The 16,389-nt window shown below is 36.2% G+C and carries 16 protein-coding genes; 7 read left to right on the top strand and 9 right to left on the bottom strand.

Annotated elements, in window-relative coordinates:
* Positions 1–112 precede the first annotated feature (112 nt).
* Genes BLR17_RS09475 through BLR17_RS09465 form a run of 3 tightly spaced genes read left to right on the top strand, consistent with a single transcriptional unit; the run spans position 113 to position 2,819 of the window.
* Positions 113–847 (top strand): (Fe-S)-binding protein, encoded by a 735-nt coding sequence (locus tag BLR17_RS09475; protein WP_066329698.1) that lies wholly within the window; start codon positions 113–115, stop codon positions 845–847.
* On the top strand, positions 844–2,232 hold the full coding sequence (locus BLR17_RS09470) for a lactate utilization protein B (protein ID WP_066329701.1): 1,389 nt from the start codon (positions 844–846) through the stop codon (positions 2,230–2,232). Before BLR17_RS09475 ends, BLR17_RS09470 begins: the two co-directional genes overlap by 4 nt.
* Positions 2,232–2,819 (top strand): LutC/YkgG family protein, encoded by a 588-nt coding sequence (locus BLR17_RS09465; RefSeq protein WP_066329702.1) that lies wholly within the window; start codon positions 2,232–2,234, stop codon positions 2,817–2,819. The genes BLR17_RS09470 and BLR17_RS09465 overlap by 1 nt, the downstream gene beginning before the upstream one ends.
* 160 nt (positions 2,820–2,979) lie before the next feature.
* Here BLR17_RS09465 and msrB read toward each other — a convergent pair whose 3' ends face one another.
* Together msrB and BLR17_RS09455 are read right to left on the bottom strand one after the other, a co-directional pair.
* Positions 2,980–3,426, bottom strand: a complete 447-nt coding sequence (gene msrB / locus BLR17_RS09460) for a peptide-methionine (R)-S-oxide reductase MsrB (RefSeq protein ID WP_066329704.1) — start codon at positions 3,424–3,426, stop codon at positions 2,980–2,982.
* 6 nt (positions 3,427–3,432) lie between these two features.
* Positions 3,433–3,867, bottom strand: coding sequence for an META domain-containing protein (locus tag BLR17_RS09455; RefSeq protein WP_066329706.1), 435 nt, complete (start codon positions 3,865–3,867; stop codon positions 3,433–3,435).
* A 161-nt stretch (positions 3,868–4,028) separates the two neighbouring features.
* Between BLR17_RS09455 and BLR17_RS09450 the strand changes: the two genes are divergently transcribed.
* The 4 genes from BLR17_RS09450 to xylA all read left to right on the top strand — a co-directional run bounded on the left by BLR17_RS09450 (position 4,029) and on the right by xylA (position 10,050).
* On the top strand, positions 4,029–4,490 hold the full coding sequence (locus BLR17_RS09450) for an OsmC family protein (protein WP_066329708.1): 462 nt from the start codon (positions 4,029–4,031) through the stop codon (positions 4,488–4,490).
* Positions 4,491–4,650: 160 nt separating this feature from the next.
* Positions 4,651–6,939 carry a type IA DNA topoisomerase gene (locus tag BLR17_RS09445; RefSeq protein WP_066329709.1) on the top strand — a complete coding sequence of 763 codons (2,289 nt, stop codon included), beginning with the start codon at positions 4,651–4,653 and terminating at the stop codon, positions 6,937–6,939.
* 289 nt (positions 6,940–7,228) lie between these two features.
* Positions 7,229–8,710, top strand: coding sequence for a xylulokinase (locus BLR17_RS09440; RefSeq protein WP_066329710.1), 1,482 nt, complete (start codon positions 7,229–7,231; stop codon positions 8,708–8,710).
* A 14-nt stretch (positions 8,711–8,724) separates the two neighbouring features.
* Positions 8,725–10,050: a xylose isomerase gene (gene xylA, locus BLR17_RS09435; protein WP_066329711.1), complete on the top strand. Its 1,326-nt coding sequence runs from the start codon at positions 8,725–8,727 to the stop codon at positions 10,048–10,050.
* Between the two features lie 182 nt (positions 10,051–10,232).
* Here xylA and BLR17_RS09430 read toward each other — a convergent pair whose 3' ends face one another.
* From BLR17_RS09430 to BLR17_RS09400, 7 genes are all read right to left on the bottom strand, one after another.
* Positions 10,233–11,186, bottom strand: coding sequence for a fumarylacetoacetate hydrolase family protein (locus tag BLR17_RS09430; protein ID WP_066329712.1), 954 nt, complete (start codon positions 11,184–11,186; stop codon positions 10,233–10,235).
* 7 nt (positions 11,187–11,193) lie between these two features.
* On the bottom strand, positions 11,194–12,333 hold the full coding sequence (locus tag BLR17_RS09425) for an FAD-dependent monooxygenase (RefSeq protein ID WP_066329714.1): 1,140 nt from the start codon (positions 12,331–12,333) through the stop codon (positions 11,194–11,196).
* 35 nt (positions 12,334–12,368) lie between these two features.
* A complete protein-coding gene (locus tag BLR17_RS09420; RefSeq protein ID WP_066329716.1) occupies positions 12,369–13,478 on the bottom strand; it encodes an alpha/beta hydrolase family protein in 1,110 nt (369 codons plus the stop codon).
* Positions 13,479–13,524: 46 nt separating this feature from the next.
* A complete protein-coding gene (locus BLR17_RS09415) occupies positions 13,525–14,514 on the bottom strand; it encodes a VOC family protein (RefSeq protein ID WP_066329718.1) in 990 nt (329 codons plus the stop codon).
* A gap of 152 nt (positions 14,515–14,666) precedes the next feature.
* A complete protein-coding gene (locus BLR17_RS09410) occupies positions 14,667–15,434 on the bottom strand; it encodes an SDR family oxidoreductase (RefSeq protein WP_066329720.1) in 768 nt (255 codons plus the stop codon).
* 123 nt (positions 15,435–15,557) lie between these two features.
* The gene (locus BLR17_RS09405; protein ID WP_174544393.1) at positions 15,558–16,046 is read right to left on the bottom strand and encodes a cupin domain-containing protein; all 489 of its coding nucleotides are present in this window, start codon (positions 16,044–16,046) and stop codon (positions 15,558–15,560) included.
* A 12-nt stretch (positions 16,047–16,058) separates the two neighbouring features.
* Complete coding sequence (locus tag BLR17_RS09400; protein ID WP_066329726.1) at positions 16,059–16,379, bottom strand: DUF3861 domain-containing protein; 321 nt, start codon at positions 16,377–16,379, stop codon at positions 16,059–16,061.
* Positions 16,380–16,389 lie beyond the last annotated feature (10 nt).

Here is a 16,389-nt window from a genome sequence, read left to right as displayed (position 1 = left end):
TTAAACAATTAAAAATAATCTTATGTAATTGCATAAGTTTTAATTAGTCATCAGAACCAATTAAATCTTATGCAAATTATATATGACCTTTAAAAAAAATAAATATTTGCATATGAAAGTTGGACTTTTTATACCTTGTTACGTGGATCAGTTTTATCCGCAAATAGGTATTGCAAGCTTAGAATTATTACAAAAATTAGGATGTGAAGTAAGTTTTCCAATGGATCAAACCTGCTGCGGACAACCAATGGCAAATAGCGGATATGCTCATTTAACCGGAGGATGTGATGCTAATTTTGTGGCTAACTTTTCTGAATTTGATTATATCGTTTGTCCTTCCGGAAGTTGTACCCTGCATGTGAAGGATCACCTTCATTCTAAGGAGAATGAAGCTGCTGCTACGCATATTAGAAATAATGTGTACGAACTGACAGAATTTCTAACCGATGTATTAAAAGTAGAATCTATCGAAGGAAATTTTCCTTATAAGGTAGGAATGCACCAAAGTTGTCACGGCCAGCGCGGATTAAAGCTTTCTCAAATGAGTGAGTTAAATGCGGCACCTTTTTCTAAACCGGAACAATTACTGACGAAGATAAAAGGTTTAGAATTAGTTTCTTTAAGCAGAAAAGATGAATGTTGTGGTTTTGGTGGTACTTTTTGTGTTACCGAAGAAGCTGTTTCTGTAAAAATGGGACAAGACCGTATCAAAGACCACGCAGCACATCAGGTGGATTATATTACTGGTGGAGATATGTCATGCTTAATGCACTTGGAAGGAATTTTAAAAAGACAAAAAAGCAATATTAAAGTAATTCACATTGCAGAAATATTAAACTCAATATGAAAAACACAATAGATCACAGTACAGCGGCAGCTACTTTTAACAAAGATGTAGAACGTGTCAACTGGCATGATGAAACGCTTTGGTTTGTTCGTTCAAAAAGAGATAAATCAGCGCACGCTATTCCTGAATGGGAAACGCTTCGTGAGACTGCATCAAATATAAAAAACAATGTGCTTTCAAATATGCATCATTATTTGCAGGAATTTGAGGAAAAAGCAAAAGAAAACGGAATCATCGTTCACTGGGCTGCTGATGGAGACGAACACAATAAAATAGTACATTCTATTATTGCTAAGCATGGGGTTACTCAAATGGTAAAATCCAAATCAATGCTTACAGAAGAATGTCATTTGAATGAATATTTAGCAGATAATGGAGTTGAAGTAATTGATTCTGATTTAGGGGAATTTATTGTTCAATTAAGAAAAGAACCGCCAAGTCATATTGTATTGCCTGCTATTCACCTTAAAAAGGAAGATGTAAGTGATACTTTTCATGAGCACCTTGGAACAGAAAAAGGGAATAATAATCCACAATATTTAACCGAAGCAGCCCGAAAAGAATTAAGAGATACGTTCTTAACCAGAAAAGTAGCTTTAACAGGAGTGAATTTTGCTGTAGCCGAAACAGGTGAATTTGTAGTTTGTACCAATGAAGGAAATGCCGATATGGGTGCGCATCTTGCAGATGTTCATATTGCCTGTATGGGATTTGAAAAATTAGTTCCTCAGCGTAAACATTTAGGTGTTTTCCTGAGACTTTTAGCCAGAAGTGCTACAGGGCAGCCTATTACTACTTTTTCAAGTCACTTTAAAAAACCAAGAGAAGGTCAGGAAATGCACATTGTTATTGTGGACAATGGCAGAAGTACCCAATTAGGACGTGAAGAATTTAGAAATTCACTAAAATGTATCCGTTGTGGAGCTTGTATGAATACTTGTCCGGTTTACAGAAGAAGTGGAGGACACAGTTATCACAATGCAGTGGCAGGTCCTATTGGTTCTATTTTGGCACCAAATTTAGACATGAAAAAGAATGCCGATTTGCCTTTTGCAAGTACGCTTTGTGGTTCTTGTACCAATGTTTGTCCGGTAAAAATTGATATTCACGATCAGTTGTACAAATGGCGTCAGGTTTTAGTAAAAGAAGGTTATACACCTACTTCTAAAACTGTTGCTATGAAAGGAATGTCGGCTGTTTTAGCAAATCCAACGGTTTTTAAAATTGCTGGTAAAGCGGGAAGGTTTGTTATTAAGAATATGCCTTTTATGGTAAATAATAGCATGAATGCTTGGTACAATCAAAGAGAAATGCCAACGCCTCCACAAGAATCATTTAGAGAATGGTATGCTAAAAAGCAAAAAGAATCTAAAGACAAAAAATAATGAGCAGCAGAGACAGTATTTTAAATAAGATAAAAAGCAATCAACCTTCTTCAGTCAATGAATTGCCTGATCTGAGTGTTTTGGGATTAGAAAAATTTGACGTTATTGAAACCTACAAAACGGTTTTAAAAGGTATTGGTGGCTTTTGTGAAGAAGTGAGTAGTTTAGACGAAGTGAAAAACTATATTGCGACACATTATCCAACTGAAAAAAGAATGATTACCACCATTACGGAATTAGCTGATATTGCTGAAACGGATTGGACAAATGATGATCCGCATAGTTTACAAAATGTAGAATTAGCTGTTATAAAAGCACATTTAGGTGTGGCTGAAAATTCAGGACTTTGGGTAACGGATGCTATTTTAGGACAAAGAGTTTCACCTTTTATTCCGCAATATTTAGCGATTATTGTCAATAAAAAAGACATCGTACCTACAATGCAACAGGCTTATGAACGAATTGGAGCTATAGATTATGGTTTTGGAACATTCATCGCAGGACCTTCAAAGACTGCCGATATCGAACAATCATTAGTTCTTGGAGCGCATGGTGCAAGAGGATTAACGGTTTTTTTAATGGACTAATTTTTTATTGAAACCATTAAGAAATTAAAGTAATTTAAGTTTTATTTTAAACTTGCTTTAAAAAAAATAAGCCGACAAGTTTTTTAAAAACTGTCGGCTTTACTTTTAATGGTCCAAATTTTTAACCCTTAATTTTTCTAAATTTCTTAATGCTAAAACTTTAGTCTTTTATTTTTTCCAAAGAAACAGCATTGATGCAGTAACGCAAACCACTTGGTTCAGGACCATCAGGAAATACATGTCCCAAGTGTGCATCGCAGATGTTACAAACACATTCAATGCGAATCATTCCATAGCTGGTATCTTTATTATAAGCTACATTTTCGATGACTATCGGCTGCGTAAAGGAAGGCCAACCCGTTCCACTTTGAAATTTGGTTGTAGCATCAAAAAGTGGTGTTTTGCAACATTTACAGGCATATTTCCCGGCTTCGAATAAATTACACATTTCAGAACTATGGGCTCTTTCAGTTCCATGTTGGCGGGTTACGTAGAATTCCTCAGGAGTCAATTCTAATTCCCATTCTTTCGCTGTTTTTTCTACTCTTTTCGGAGGAGTTGGATTGCCATGAGTGGCAAATTTTATAAGGTCGTTCCAGTTTAGCATAGTGTGTTATTTTAGATATACAGCAACAAATTTAGCCATCGGAGCCATTCGGGCTTTATTCAATTGTAAGGTGTCATTTTTTACGGTATAATTATCAGCCGTTTCCAAAACTTTTAAAAAAGCTTCTTCAACAGTTGGTTTGATACAGGCCATTCTGGTTACTGCTAATTGATAAATGGCAATTCGATTTGTCTTATCCTGTAATTCATATGTACCTGAAAAAGAGTTACAGCCACTATTACCAATAATTCTATTTTCTTTAGCTTTTAAGACAAGATGAGGTTCTTTAAAATAATTTTCAGATGTGACTTTTTGACCTCTGATTTCAATTAATTTCCAATATTTTTCCTGAAGTTGATTTGCTGCTGAAGCATTTTTTTTAGCAGCGCTGCAAGAAAATAAAAGTAGGGATACAATTCCGAGACTTATATATTTTTTCATTTTAGTTTTTTTTTGATAATTTGAAGTAATAATTTGTAGCTATTGCAAATATAACGAAGGGACTACGCTTTCATTGTTTACAAAATCTTATTTTTTTCAGTAAATAAACATTGGCTACCAACTGTTATTATTTGGTTATATTTGATTTTTAAAGATTAGCTATGGCATTTAAACACTTATTCAAAGCAAAATTAGATTGGAATTTGACATCAAAAAGATATCAAAAAAGCCATCAAATTGCTATCGAGGGAAAAAAAATACTTAATGTTTCGGCTGCCAAAGTTTTCAAAGGTGATCCAGTTTTACACAATCCGGAAGATTTACTGTTAAGTAGTGTGGTTTCCTGCCACATGATGTCGTATTTATATGTTTGTGCCCAAAACGGAATCGAAGTGATTTCGTATAAGGATAATGCTGAAGCTGATTTAGAAGTTTCTCATAATGGTTCCGGTCGTTTTACAGAAATTCGTTTATATCCAAAAGTAATTGTCAAAGGAAAAGAGAAAATAGCTGAAGCTTTGAATTTGCACAAAAAAGCTAATGAACTTTGTTTCATTGCTAATTCCTGCAATTTCCCGATTTTACATTTTCCAACATGTGAAAATAGTGAGTTTTCTGAATGAAATTAACAATAAAAACAGATGTTGTAAACTTTAAATAGTTGATTAAGTTTTTTCTATAAAAGATATTTAGAAGACCTATTTAGTTCATAACTACTTATAATTTATTTTTAGTACCAATTTCTAAATTCCTAATTTGCGCTCTCAAATTAGAAGGAGAAAAATGAAGGTTTGTATTGCCGAAAAACCAAGTGTAGCGCGTGAAATTGCAGCCGTTTTGGGTGCCAATACGAAGCATGATGGCTATTATGAAGGGAATGGTTATGCAGTAACCTATACTTTTGGTCATTTATGCACCTTGAAAGAACCTAATGATTACAGACCTTATTGGAAAAGTTGGGATTTGAATAATCTTCCGATGCTTCCCGAAAAATTTGAAACTAAAGTCGTTGAGAATTCCGGAATCCAAAAGCAATTTAAAATTGTAAAAAGTCTGTTTGACAAAGCCGAATTGGTTATCAATTGCGGGGATGCTGGGCAGGAGGGAGAACTCATCCAGCGATGGGTAATGAATGAAGCCAATTATAAAGGTGAGGTAAAACGGCTGTGGATTTCTTCATTGACTACAGAAGCGATTAAAGAAGGTTTTGAAAACTTAAAACCATCCACCAATTACGATAATTTATTCTATGCCGGTTTTTCCAGAGCCATTGGCGACTGGTTATTGGGAATGAATGCTACGCGTTTGTACACAGTAAAACACGGTGGTTATAAGCAGGTGTTGTCTATTGGTCGGGTGCAAACCCCAACATTGGCAATGGTTGTAGATCGTTTTAAAGAAATCGAAAATTTCGTGCCGCAACCTTATTGGGAATTACAAACTTTATACAGAGAAACACTCTTTAGTTATGAAGAAGGACGTTTTCTTAAAAAAGAGGATGGAGAGATTTTAGCTAATAAAGTTAAAGAAAGTGATTTCGAAATTGTTACTGTCGAAAAAAAGAATGGTAATGAATATGCTCCAAAGTTGTTTGATTTAACAGGTTTACAGGTGTATTGTAATACCAAGTTTGGATTCTCAGCTGATGAAACACTGAAAATTGTCCAGACTTTATACGAACAAAAAGTAGTGACTTATCCCAGAGTAGATACGACTTTTTTGCCGAGTGACATTTATCCGAAAGTACCCGGAATTCTTCAAAAACTGACCAATTATTCGGTGTTGACAGAACCACTTTTGGGGAAGAAAATCAAAAAATCGCCTAAGGTTTTCAATGATAAAAAAGTAACCGATCACCATGCAATTATTCCAACGGGTGTTCAAAACAATCTGCCGTACAATCAGCAGCAGGTGTATGATATTATTGTAAAACGGTTTATTGCCGTTTTTTATGATGATTGTTTGGTTGCCAACACCACAGTAATTGGGAAAGCAGCAGATGTTACTTTTAAAACTACCGGAAAAGAAATCCTGAAAAAAGGATTCCGCGTTGTTTTTGAAGATCCGAATGCAAAGGAAAAAGAAGCTGATTTATTACCGAGTTTTGTTGTGGGCGAAAAAGGACCACATGAACCTTCCTTTCTTCAAAAAGAAACCAAGCCACCCAATCAGTTTACAGAGGCAACTTTGCTGCGTGCTATGGAAACTGCTGGAAAACAGGTTGACGACGAAGATTTGCGCGAATTGATGAAAGAAAATGGTATTGGTCGTCCGTCTACAAGAGCGAATATTATTGAAACGCTTTTTAAACGTCAGTATATCGTTCGAAATAAAAAACAGGTATTGCCTACACCTACAGGAATTCAGTTGATTGATATTATTCAAAACGATTTATTAAAATCGGCTGAATTGACAGGAGTTTGGGAAAAACAACTGAAAGATATTGAAAAAGGAACTTTTACAGCTACTGCGTTTATAAACAATATGAAACGCATGGTAGATGCTTTGGTGTATGAAGTACGAAGTGAAAGGATTCATGCTAATATTTCGCACGCCGAAAGTGTAAAGAAAGAAGTTGTAAAAACAGAGAAAAAGAAAGCAGCGGGAATTGTAGCGGAATCCTGCCCTAAATGTAAAAAAGCGACACTTATTAAGGGTAAATCAGCTTATGGTTGTGGTGATTACAAAGTAGGTTGCGATTTTGTATTGCCTTTTACTTTTGCAGATAAAAAAATATCGGAGAATCAATATTTACGATTGCTTCAAAAAGGATCTACCGTTAATTTAAAAGACTTTAAAACCGATACCGGTATGGTGGAAGGTTTGCTCCGTTTTGATGAAAATTTCAAACTCGTATTAGCAACTAAGAAAACAGCACCCAAAGCAATTGCTGATGAATTGGCCTGTCCGAAATGTCAAAAAGGAACCATTTTAAAAGGAAATACTGCTTATGGTTGCAGCGATTATAAATCAGGATGTAACTTTAAAGTTAGTTTCGAAATAGTTCGAGAAAAACTTCAGAATCAAAAACCTACAAAAGAATTGGTTTATGCAATTTTGAAGGAAGTTTGATAATAGAGTTTCTGATTGTCAACTTCTTTTTAATATTGGTTTTATAAGCCTGTATATTATAATTTATTACTTAAGTTGTATTATTATCTTTTTGAATAGTAGGTTTTTAGTGTAACTAATGTATTTTTAGTATTATTTTTTAAATAAAAAGAATGAGTTCTTTTTTTAAATAAAAAAATAAACTAAGTTTGCATACCGGAACAGAACAGTATGGTTTTTTGTTTTCGCAAAAAAGTGTTTGAGTAAATCAACCAATAAAAAAATAACCACAAGAGAATTAGTATAAATTATGTATTACATTGGATACGATATAGGGAGTTCTTCAGTAAAAGTTGCTATAGTTGAAGCAGCAACAGGAAAAAAAATAATTAATCTTCATGAGCCTGCAAATGAGATGGAAATTATAGCCTATCATAAAGACTGGGCTGAACAGGATCCGGAAATGTGGTGGGAATATTGTTGTATTGCAACTAAAAGAGCTATAAAAGAAGCCAATATTGAAGCTTCGAAAATATCCGGAGTGGGGATTTCTTATCAAATGCACGGATTAGTGGTTGTTGATAAGGAAGGAAAATCATTGCGTAATTCTATTATTTGGTGCGATAGTCGTGCAGTAGAAATTGGTGACAAAGCTTTTGAAGATTTAGGTGAAGAGCAATGTGCTTCGCATTTATTAAATTCTCCGGGAAATTTTACTGCTTCTAAATTAACCTGGGTAAAAGAGAATGAACCTGAAATTTACAGTCAAATTTACAAATACATGCTTCCGGGTGATTTCATCGCCTTTAAACTTACTGGCGAAATCAATACAACTAAAAATGGTTTGTCCGAAGGTATGCTTTGGGATTATAAAGAAAATGCAGTAGCCAATTGGTTGTTACGATATTATGGGATTGATGAGGCTTTAACTCCTCCAATTGTTGAAAATTTCACAAACCAATGTTTCTTAAACGATAAAGGAGCCAAAGAATCAGGGTTGCCTGTTGGAATTCCGGTAGTTTACCGTGCGGGTGACCAACCTAACAATGCCTTGTCTCTTAATATTTTAAAACCAGGAGAAGTAGCAGCAACAGGTGGAACATCAGGAGTGATTTATGCTGTTACCGATAAATTAAAATCAAAAGAAACATCCAGAATCAACAGTTTTGTTCATGTGAATTATTCCAATGATAAACCTACTGTGGGAAAATTATTGTGCATTAATGGTGCAGGAATTCAATACCGATGGTTACGTAACCATTGCGGCTGGGATTCTTACGAAAACATGAATATTAAAGCGGAAGAAGTTGCAGTAGGTTCAGATGGTGTAATTGTAATTCCTTTTGGAAATGGAGCTGAACGTATGCTGAACAATAAAAACATCGACAGTCATTTCTTAAATCTGAATTTAAACAAACACAGTCATGGTCATTTGTACCGCGCTACCTTAGAAGGAATTGCCTTTGCTTTTGTTTACGGAATGGAAATTATGAAAGCTGATAATGCGGAAATTAATGTTATCAGAGCAGGAAATGACAATCTATTCCGCTCGGAAATTTTTTCGAATACCGTAGCCACATTAATTGGTCACGAAATAGAAATTTACAATACTACAGGTGCAGTAGGAGCGGCAAGAGCAGTAGGATTAATTAACGGTGATTATGAAAGTTTTGGCGATAATATTATAAAAAATGATCATGTAATGACATTTATGCCTTTGCAAAATAAAACACCTTATTTAGTAGCATATCAAAAGTGGAAAAAAGAATTAGAACTAATTATCAACAAATAAAATAAAATTAAAAAATGGCTTTAATAGGAAACAAAGAATACTTTAAAGGTATTGGTGAAATTAAGTTTGAAGGAAAAGAATCGGATAATCCTTTAGCGTTTAAATATTACAACCCGGAGCAAGTAGTAGCGGGAAGAACCATGAAAGACTGGTTTAAATTTTCAATTGCTTACTGGCATACTTTCTGTGGGCAGGGTTCAGATCCATTCGGACCGGGAACACAAAATTTTGCTTGGGATTTAGCTAATGACCCAATTCAGGCAGCTAAAGACAAAGCTGATGCAGCTTTTGAATTTATTACTAAAATGGGATTTGATTACTATTGTTTCCATGATTATGACTTGGTACAAGAAGGAGCAACTTTCGCTGAATCTGAAAAAAGATTAGCTACTATTACGGAGTATTTAAAGGAAAAACAAGCAGCTTCAGGAACAAAGTTACTTTGGGGTACAGCTAACTGTTTTTCTAATCCACGTTATATGAACGGAGCAGCTACTAATCCTGATTTTAATGTAGTAGCAAGAGCCGGAGGACAGGTAAAATTAGCTTTGGATGCTACAATTGCCTTAGGAGGTGAAAATTATGTATTCTGGGGAGGTCGCGAAGGTTATATGTCTTTGTTGAATACCGATATGGGACGTGAATTAGACCACATGGGACAATTTTTAGTGAAAGCCAGAGATTATGCTCGTGCTCAGGGATTCAAAGGAAACTTTTTCATTGAGCCAAAACCAATGGAGCCGATGAAACATCAATACGATTTTGATTCGGCTACGGCTATCGGATTCTTGCATAAATATGGTTTAGAGAAAGATTTCAAAATCAATATCGAAGTAAACCACGCTACATTAGCACAACATACTTTCCAACACGAAATTGAAGTGGCTGCTAATGCAGGAATGTTAGGAAGTTTAGATGCGAATCGTGGTGATTATCAAAATGGTTGGGATACAGATCAATTTCCAAACAACATTCAGGAGATTACTGAAGCGATGCTGGTTTTCTTAAAAGCAGGAGGACTACAGGGTGGAGGAGTTAATTTTGATGCAAAAATCAGAAGAAACTCAACAGATATGGAAGATGTTTTCTTAGCTCACATTGGTGGTGCTGATACTTTTGCAAGAGCTTTACTAACAGCTGATAAAATCATTGCTTCTTCTCCTTATGATAAATTAAGAACTCAAAGATACAGCTCATTCGATTCAGGAAAAGGTAAAGATTTCGAAAACGGAAAATTAGGTTTAGAAGATTTATACAAAATCGCTCAGGAAAACGGAGAACTACAATTACAAAGTGGTAAACAAGAACTTTTTGAAAATATAATCAATCAGTATATTTAAAAAATTCTTTTAAAATAGTATTAGTTTGGAAAATGTTATCAATACGAATGAAAAGTATTGGTAACATTTTTTTTGTAAAAATTAATTGAAAAACAAGAAGTAACATTTTCCTGTTTTTTTAGTAAAAGAAACCCCTTTTACTAAAAATAAGCAAAAGGGGTTTCGTTAGTAAACCAACTTAACTAAATAACGGTATTTTTAAGGATACCGATTCCTTCAATTTCTAGTTCTACTATGTCCCCCGGTTCTAAAGGGCGGTGAACGCTAAAGTTATTTTCGATCAAACTTCCCCAGCCTACAGTTCCAGAACCTAAAATGTCTCCGGGCATTAGTGTAACATTGTTTTCGGAAGCACGTTCCATCATTTGAGGAAACGTCCAGTGAACGGTTTTGTAATTTCCTTCGCAGATGACTTCATCATTAATTTTTGCAGTCATTTTTAAATCAAATCGGGCGCCATTAGTTTTAGGCATAGCCAAATGCTCCGGATGCGATTCTCTTGAGATAGTACAACGATATTTCTCAAATTCATCTTTGGTAACAATACATGGTCCAATAGCATTTGCAAAATCTTTTCCTTTGTGTGGTCCCAGTGGCACAGTCATTTCATGTTTTTGTATAGCACGTGCCGTCCAATCATTAAAAACGGTATAACCAAAAATATATTCATCGGCATCTTCGGCCTTTATATCTTTTCCTTTTTTGCCAATAATAACTGCCATTTCGAGTTCAATATCTAATTTCTCTTCTCCTTTAGGACGCTTAATTTCATCTTCAGGGCCATAAATACCATGATGGTTAGTAAAATAGAAAATAGGTATTTCATACCATGCTGCTCCAACGATATGTCCAAAAGATTTTGAAGCATTGAGCATGTGCTGTTCAAATCCGATGTAATCCCTAAAACTACGTGGATTTGGCAATGGAGCCAATAATTTTATTTCATCAAGGGAATAATGAGGTTCAGTAAATTCTAATTCTTTTATGATTTCGAAATTAGCTTCGTGATTGTCTATGAATGTAAGCATGTCAACAGGTAGTCTGGAATCGGCAAGATTCATATCTACAACCGCATTGTCCTGTAACCAACCAATACGGCTTTCGCCTGTTTTATTTTGAAAAGTTATTAATTTCATCTTGTTTTTAAATTGGTTGTGTAAGTGCCATGCAGGTTTTTCCCATTGTAGCACCAATATTAGCGCCTTCCGGCAATGGTTTTCCTTCGAATGCTAATAATTCCCATTCTCCCAGTTTTTCAGAACTTTCGACAACCATTTTACAACGGTCGTATCGGCGTTGCATAAATCTTGAGAAAATAGCATCGGCACCGTCCTGTTGTTTCATTTCTTCGGCTAATACCACAGCGTCTTCAATAGCCAAGGCTGCACCTGAACCTAATTGCGGAATAGTTGCATGTGCTGCATCACCAATTATGATAACATTGCCTTTATGCCAAGGTGCCGGAAGATTCAATGTTTCTAATGGTCGGTAGTTGACCAGTTTGGCATCAACTACCTGATCGATTAATTCCTGAATCATTGGGATAGGATATTCGGCCATATAGGATTGTAGCTTCGGAATCATCTGATCTTGGGTTATAAAAGGATTATCAGCTCCTTCAGCAGAAACTACAAAGATGTAACAGCTGTTTTCAGTCATCGGAATGATTCCTAATTTACTCTGTTTTCCAAAATAAATATATCCTGTATCTAAATCCTTAGGTCTTCTAAAAGCATACCGCCAGTTAGATAATCCAACATAATTCGGTTTTGATTCTCCAAAGATTAAGTTGCGAACTTTGGAGTTGATACCGTCTCCACCAATTAAAATATCATAACTTCCGGTTGAACCATCAGAGAAAACTACATCAACGCCATCTTGTTTATTGGTAATGGTATCAACAGTAAGTCCCATGCGGTATACAACTCCCACTTCTTTACTTCTTTCGAGTAAAACCTCATGCAAAACCCTTCTTGAAATTCCGTTATGACTTGGAAATCGTCCAATAGGTGGTGTTCCCGCTTCGGCTATTTGATGACCTGTAGGAGTACACATTTTAACCATCGGGTAAGGCGAACCTCTTCTCATCGCTTCGTCAGCACATCCTAAGACATCAAGTGCTCTTAATGCATTTGCCTGCTGGATAATCCCCACGCCATACACATCAAATTTGGGTTGAAGTTCAACAATCTCAACATCAATTCCAATTTGTCTAAGGGCAATACCAGCCGACTGGCCACCAATGCCACCACCAACAATTAATACTTTATTTATGGACTTCATATTTTGGTCGGTTATAATAGTTAAAATTAGTCAGTTTACAGCCTTTTAGCGATCCAATCGTACATGTTGAAAGTCTTGGTGAAATCATCGATTTGACAATGTTGCGAACCGCTTTCTCCCACCGGAATGACTTCTAACTTGTGCTCGCAAGTTAAATGTTTTTCAAGGTTATAAGCATGTTCAACAAAATTTTGTTTATCATCTTCACCATGAAGAATGTAAGTAGGCATTGAAATTTTTTCGGCAACACCATTTTCAAGTGTAAAACCTTCCAGTCTTTTACGGGTTTCGTTCATGTCCGGCGCTCCCACAATATGCTGAACAATTTCTGCCAATGGATGATTGTCAGGACGTCCTGCCCAAACATCATAATAAGACCAAACCGCACCATACACCATGCATACTTTAAAACGCGGTTCGAAAGCGGCACAGCGGGCAGCCATATAACCTCCCATAGAAACGGCTCCGATACCAATACGATCAACGGCTATTTCGTTTTTTAAATTTTCAATACTCCAGTCTAAAACCGCTGTTCCTGCCACATTATAGTCATGACGGGTATGGATATTATTCAAGCGCAAAGCAGCTCCCTGACCCGGTCCGTCCATTGCCAAAAGTGCAATGCCACGCTCGTTTAAATGCTGACCAATACCAAAATAAAGCTCTTCGGCCAAACTATCCAAACCACCAAACATAATCATCATCGGAGGATTTTTCACTCCTGCCGGTTTAAACAAATAACCCGGTAGAAAGGAACCTTCAAAAGGAACTTCAACCTGCAATACTTTTTCATCAAAATATTTAATAGCTTTCAGGAAAGCTTCTCTTGCTTTTAAATAAGTAGGTATTTTTTTCGGATGATTAAGGTTCATAAAAAACTCAGCCGAACGCAAGTAATTAAAAGCTCTTAAATAAGTTCTTCTCGCCGAAATAAAGTTACCATTTTTTTCAAAATCTTCGGCAAGTTCATAAACAGGATTCCCCATTTCCAGCCAGGCTTCGTTGTAAGATTCTCTGTTATTAGGGTCTATTTTACTAGCTACTTCTAATATTTCTGCAAATTCGCCTCCTCCATAATGCGCTTGTGTAAGCGCACGATTTACCTGATAAGAAGGCATGTATTGTCCCGGAAAATAGTGCCACATAATTTGTGCTTTTTAAATTTTAATAATTGTTTTTTGCTCTAATAAATTAGATATCCATTGGTTTTACCACACCGTCTGTTAATCCTAATTTTTTTCCTTTAGCCATTTCAGCAAATGGATTAGCAGTTCCCCAGGCATCATTAGGATTGTCTTTTAGGTAATGAACATCTAAATGATCGGGTGCAAAAACTAATCGGGCGCAGGCATAGTATTCGAATAAAATGCCACTTCCCGGATCAATGATGTAGATAAAGAAACCTTCGTCAGCTTTATGTCTGGTAGGTGCTCCCATAACGCTTTTGTATCCCTTTTCGATAAAATAATCTAAGGCTAATAAAACCTCTTCTCGACTGTCTACATTCCAGCAAATATGGTTTAGTACTGCCTGATTTGGTTCAATATTTGGGTCTGTGAATATGGCAATATCATGAGAAAGATTGGCTGTGGTAAACAAACCACCAATAGGAGGCATATCATCTGTAATTCTGATTTCGTCAGGGTTTCTTAAACCTAAAGCTTTCCAAAACGCTTTTTCCTCAGCATATTTTCCTTTAGAAACCATATAAGTTACGTGGTCAAAACGACGCGGATTAGCTCCCTGTAAACGGTTGCTGGCATATCTGTCAGCATAAACACTTCCTCTTTCGCCTTCTTCTCTTAACCAGACTACGTCCCAGAAAATTTCGTGAATATGTCCTTCAGGAGATTTGAAACGGTAAGCTTTTCCATGACCTAAATCGCCATTGTCCCAGCCAAGTCCTGCGCTAATACTTTCTAAGTAAGCTACCGCTTCTTCTAAAGCTTCCGGGCTGTCAGCTCTCCAGCCAATATGTCCTAAACCTGAAGTTTCGCTTTGTGTTAATTTTAATGTATGGTGAAAATAATCACCCCAAGCTCTTAAGTATACTGAATTACCTTCTTTACCGGTAATATCCATGCCTACAATGTCTCCAAAAAAGTGTACTGATTTTTCTAAATCTGTAGTTAGCACCTCAACGTGTGCCATTTGTGAAAAATAATGTGGATTTTTTGCCATTTGTATTTTAATTTAGATGTTTTTTTATTTTTTGTGTAAACAAAATTATTGAGAATTGGCTCTGAGAGTTAGTCAATTACATTCCGATACTATTCAAAATCAATCTTCTTAGCTGTTTCGGGTTGTTTTTAATGTCTTTTTGTATTCTTTTTCTATGCAAAAGCGCCTCCGTCTACCGCCATAGCGTGACCTGTAATGAAAGTTGACTGATCCGAACACATCCACAAAGCCACATCGGCTACTTCCAGCGGTTGTCCCATACGCTTCATTCTTTGCAGATTGATTGCCGCTTCTAAGGCTTCGGGATTATGAGCTAGTTTTCTTCTGCCTTCCATTATCATTGGCGTTTCTATAGCGGTAGGGCAAATAGCGTTGATGCGAATATTTTTGGTTGCGTTTTCTATTGCGGCACTTTTTACAATTCCGATTACTCCGTGTTTTGAAGCGCAATAAGGAACATTGTCCGGTTGTCCCACTAAACCTGCCGCCGAGGATACGCATACAATATTTCCGCCGCCTTGTTTTAACATTTCTATTAATTGGTATTTCACGCAATACCAGGTACCGGTTAGGTTGATGTTGATTTGCTGCAACCAGGCATCTTCCGGATATTCATGTGTAGGTAAGGATAAAGTTCCTGCGATACCCGCTGAGTTTACGGCACAGTCCAAACGCCCAAATGTCTTTACGGTTTTTTGTATCATATTTTCAACTTCGGCTCTTTGCGAAATATCACATTTTACAAAAAAAGCTTCTTTTCCTAATGCTTTGATTTCGTTAACAACTAATTCTCCTGCCGCTTCATTTACATCCGAAACCACGACATTAGCTCCTTCTTTAGCAAATGATATAGCGGTAGCCCTTCCAATTCCTGATGAAGCACCGGTTACTAAGCAAACTTTATTTTCAAATCGTTTCATTGTGTTTCTTTTTTATCTTATTCAATTTCCATCGCTAATGGTCGTTCCTCCACCAATGGTGGTGTTTTGACTCGTTATAAATCCACCTGCTTTAGAGTGTTCCTCTAAATAAAGCGACAGATTCTAATGCTGCATATATTCAGGAAGCGGAATTCCGTTAATCTCGTATGCTTTTGCTTCAATGAGTACAAAAACAATTCTGCAAACTTCAGTTTCGCTTGGATTTCTCCATTTATGAAGGGTTCCGCGTTGCACTATAATTGCTCCGGCACCCATTTTCTTCGAAATTTCATTTTCTAATTCCAATTCGATTTCGCCGCTAATCACAATTCCATAATCAATACTGTCCGTTCGGTGAAGCGGGGAAGAAGCGCCCGGCAACATATCTACAATACGAATTACCGAGCCACCTTTTAGTGTTGTTCCGGCATCTCTTTTGGCACCATCCGTTTCATCATTACAATCGGCAGGAACGGTAGCTGTGGTCCATATTGTAGCCATAGCAGCATCGCCGGTTGGGATAATTTGGGGTTCAAATACTTCGTCCGAAGTAAATACCGCAGTGCCTTCGTGATTATGACCGGTTACAACTCTTCTGATGGGTAAATTCATTTTGATTTATTTTTAATCTTTTTTGTCTTCGTCTTTTGTTGGAGTCGATTTAAGCTTTTTCATAAATTCACTGAAAGCCGGTCTTAACTCAGAAAAAAGTTCATTTTCTCTGTTTTTCAGCATTACTTCGCTGAACATTTTTAAACCTATGGCAAATTCAATAGCTTGGTTTTCGGTGTGGAAAAGATTTCTTTTTTTCATTCTTTCGATAATCGTAAAAATATTATCGTGATTATCGAATTCCAGTTCGATAGGTGAGTAGATGGTATCATCAACTTTTGAAGTTTTTAGTAACTCCAGTCTTAATTGGTATTTATTGGTACGTTTTTCCATTTTTTTATTT

Origin of the sequence: Flavobacterium glycines (assembly GCF_900100165.1) — a bacterium.
GTDB classification, from domain to species: domain Bacteria; phylum Bacteroidota; class Bacteroidia; order Flavobacteriales; family Flavobacteriaceae; genus Flavobacterium; species Flavobacterium glycines.
This window is presented reverse-complemented; position numbering and strand designations above follow the sequence as displayed.

What these genes read in the sequence shown, in the direction of transcription:
- BLR17_RS09430 (WP_066329712.1), bottom strand. Translation starts at nt 11,186, where the DNA reads ATGAAATTAATAACTTTTCAAAATAAAACAGGCGAAAGCCGTATTGGT.
- BLR17_RS09415 (WP_066329718.1), bottom strand. Translation starts at nt 14,514, where the DNA reads ATGGCAAAAAATCCACATTATTTTTCACAAATGGCACACGTTGAGGTG.
- BLR17_RS09465 (WP_066329702.1), top strand. Translation starts at nt 2,232, where the DNA reads ATGAGCAGCAGAGACAGTATTTTAAATAAGATAAAAAGCAATCAACCT.
- BLR17_RS09455 (WP_066329706.1), bottom strand. Translation starts at nt 3,867, where the DNA reads ATGAAAAAATATATAAGTCTCGGAATTGTATCCCTACTTTTATTTTCT.
- BLR17_RS09420 (WP_066329716.1), bottom strand. Translation starts at nt 13,478, where the DNA reads ATGTGGCACTATTTTCCGGGACAATACATGCCTTCTTATCAGGTAAAT.
- BLR17_RS09475 (WP_066329698.1), top strand. Translation starts at nt 113, where the DNA reads ATGAAAGTTGGACTTTTTATACCTTGTTACGTGGATCAGTTTTATCCG.
- BLR17_RS09405 (WP_174544393.1), bottom strand. Translation starts at nt 16,046, where the DNA reads ATGAATTTACCCATCAGAAGAGTTGTAACCGGTCATAATCACGAAGGC.
- BLR17_RS09400 (WP_066329726.1), bottom strand. Translation starts at nt 16,379, where the DNA reads ATGGAAAAACGTACCAATAAATACCAATTAAGACTGGAGTTACTAAAA.
- BLR17_RS09410 (WP_066329720.1), bottom strand. Translation starts at nt 15,434, where the DNA reads ATGAAACGATTTGAAAATAAAGTTTGCTTAGTAACCGGTGCTTCATCA.
- xylA (WP_066329711.1), top strand. Translation starts at nt 8,725, where the DNA reads ATGGCTTTAATAGGAAACAAAGAATACTTTAAAGGTATTGGTGAAATT.
- BLR17_RS09440 (WP_066329710.1), top strand. Translation starts at nt 7,229, where the DNA reads ATGTATTACATTGGATACGATATAGGGAGTTCTTCAGTAAAAGTTGCT.
- msrB (WP_066329704.1), bottom strand. Translation starts at nt 3,426, where the DNA reads ATGCTAAACTGGAACGACCTTATAAAATTTGCCACTCATGGCAATCCA.
- BLR17_RS09425 (WP_066329714.1), bottom strand. Translation starts at nt 12,333, where the DNA reads ATGAAGTCCATAAATAAAGTATTAATTGTTGGTGGTGGCATTGGTGGC.
- BLR17_RS09445 (WP_066329709.1), top strand. Translation starts at nt 4,651, where the DNA reads ATGAAGGTTTGTATTGCCGAAAAACCAAGTGTAGCGCGTGAAATTGCA.
- BLR17_RS09470 (WP_066329701.1), top strand. Translation starts at nt 844, where the DNA reads ATGAAAAACACAATAGATCACAGTACAGCGGCAGCTACTTTTAACAAA.
- BLR17_RS09450 (WP_066329708.1), top strand. Translation starts at nt 4,029, where the DNA reads ATGGCATTTAAACACTTATTCAAAGCAAAATTAGATTGGAATTTGACA.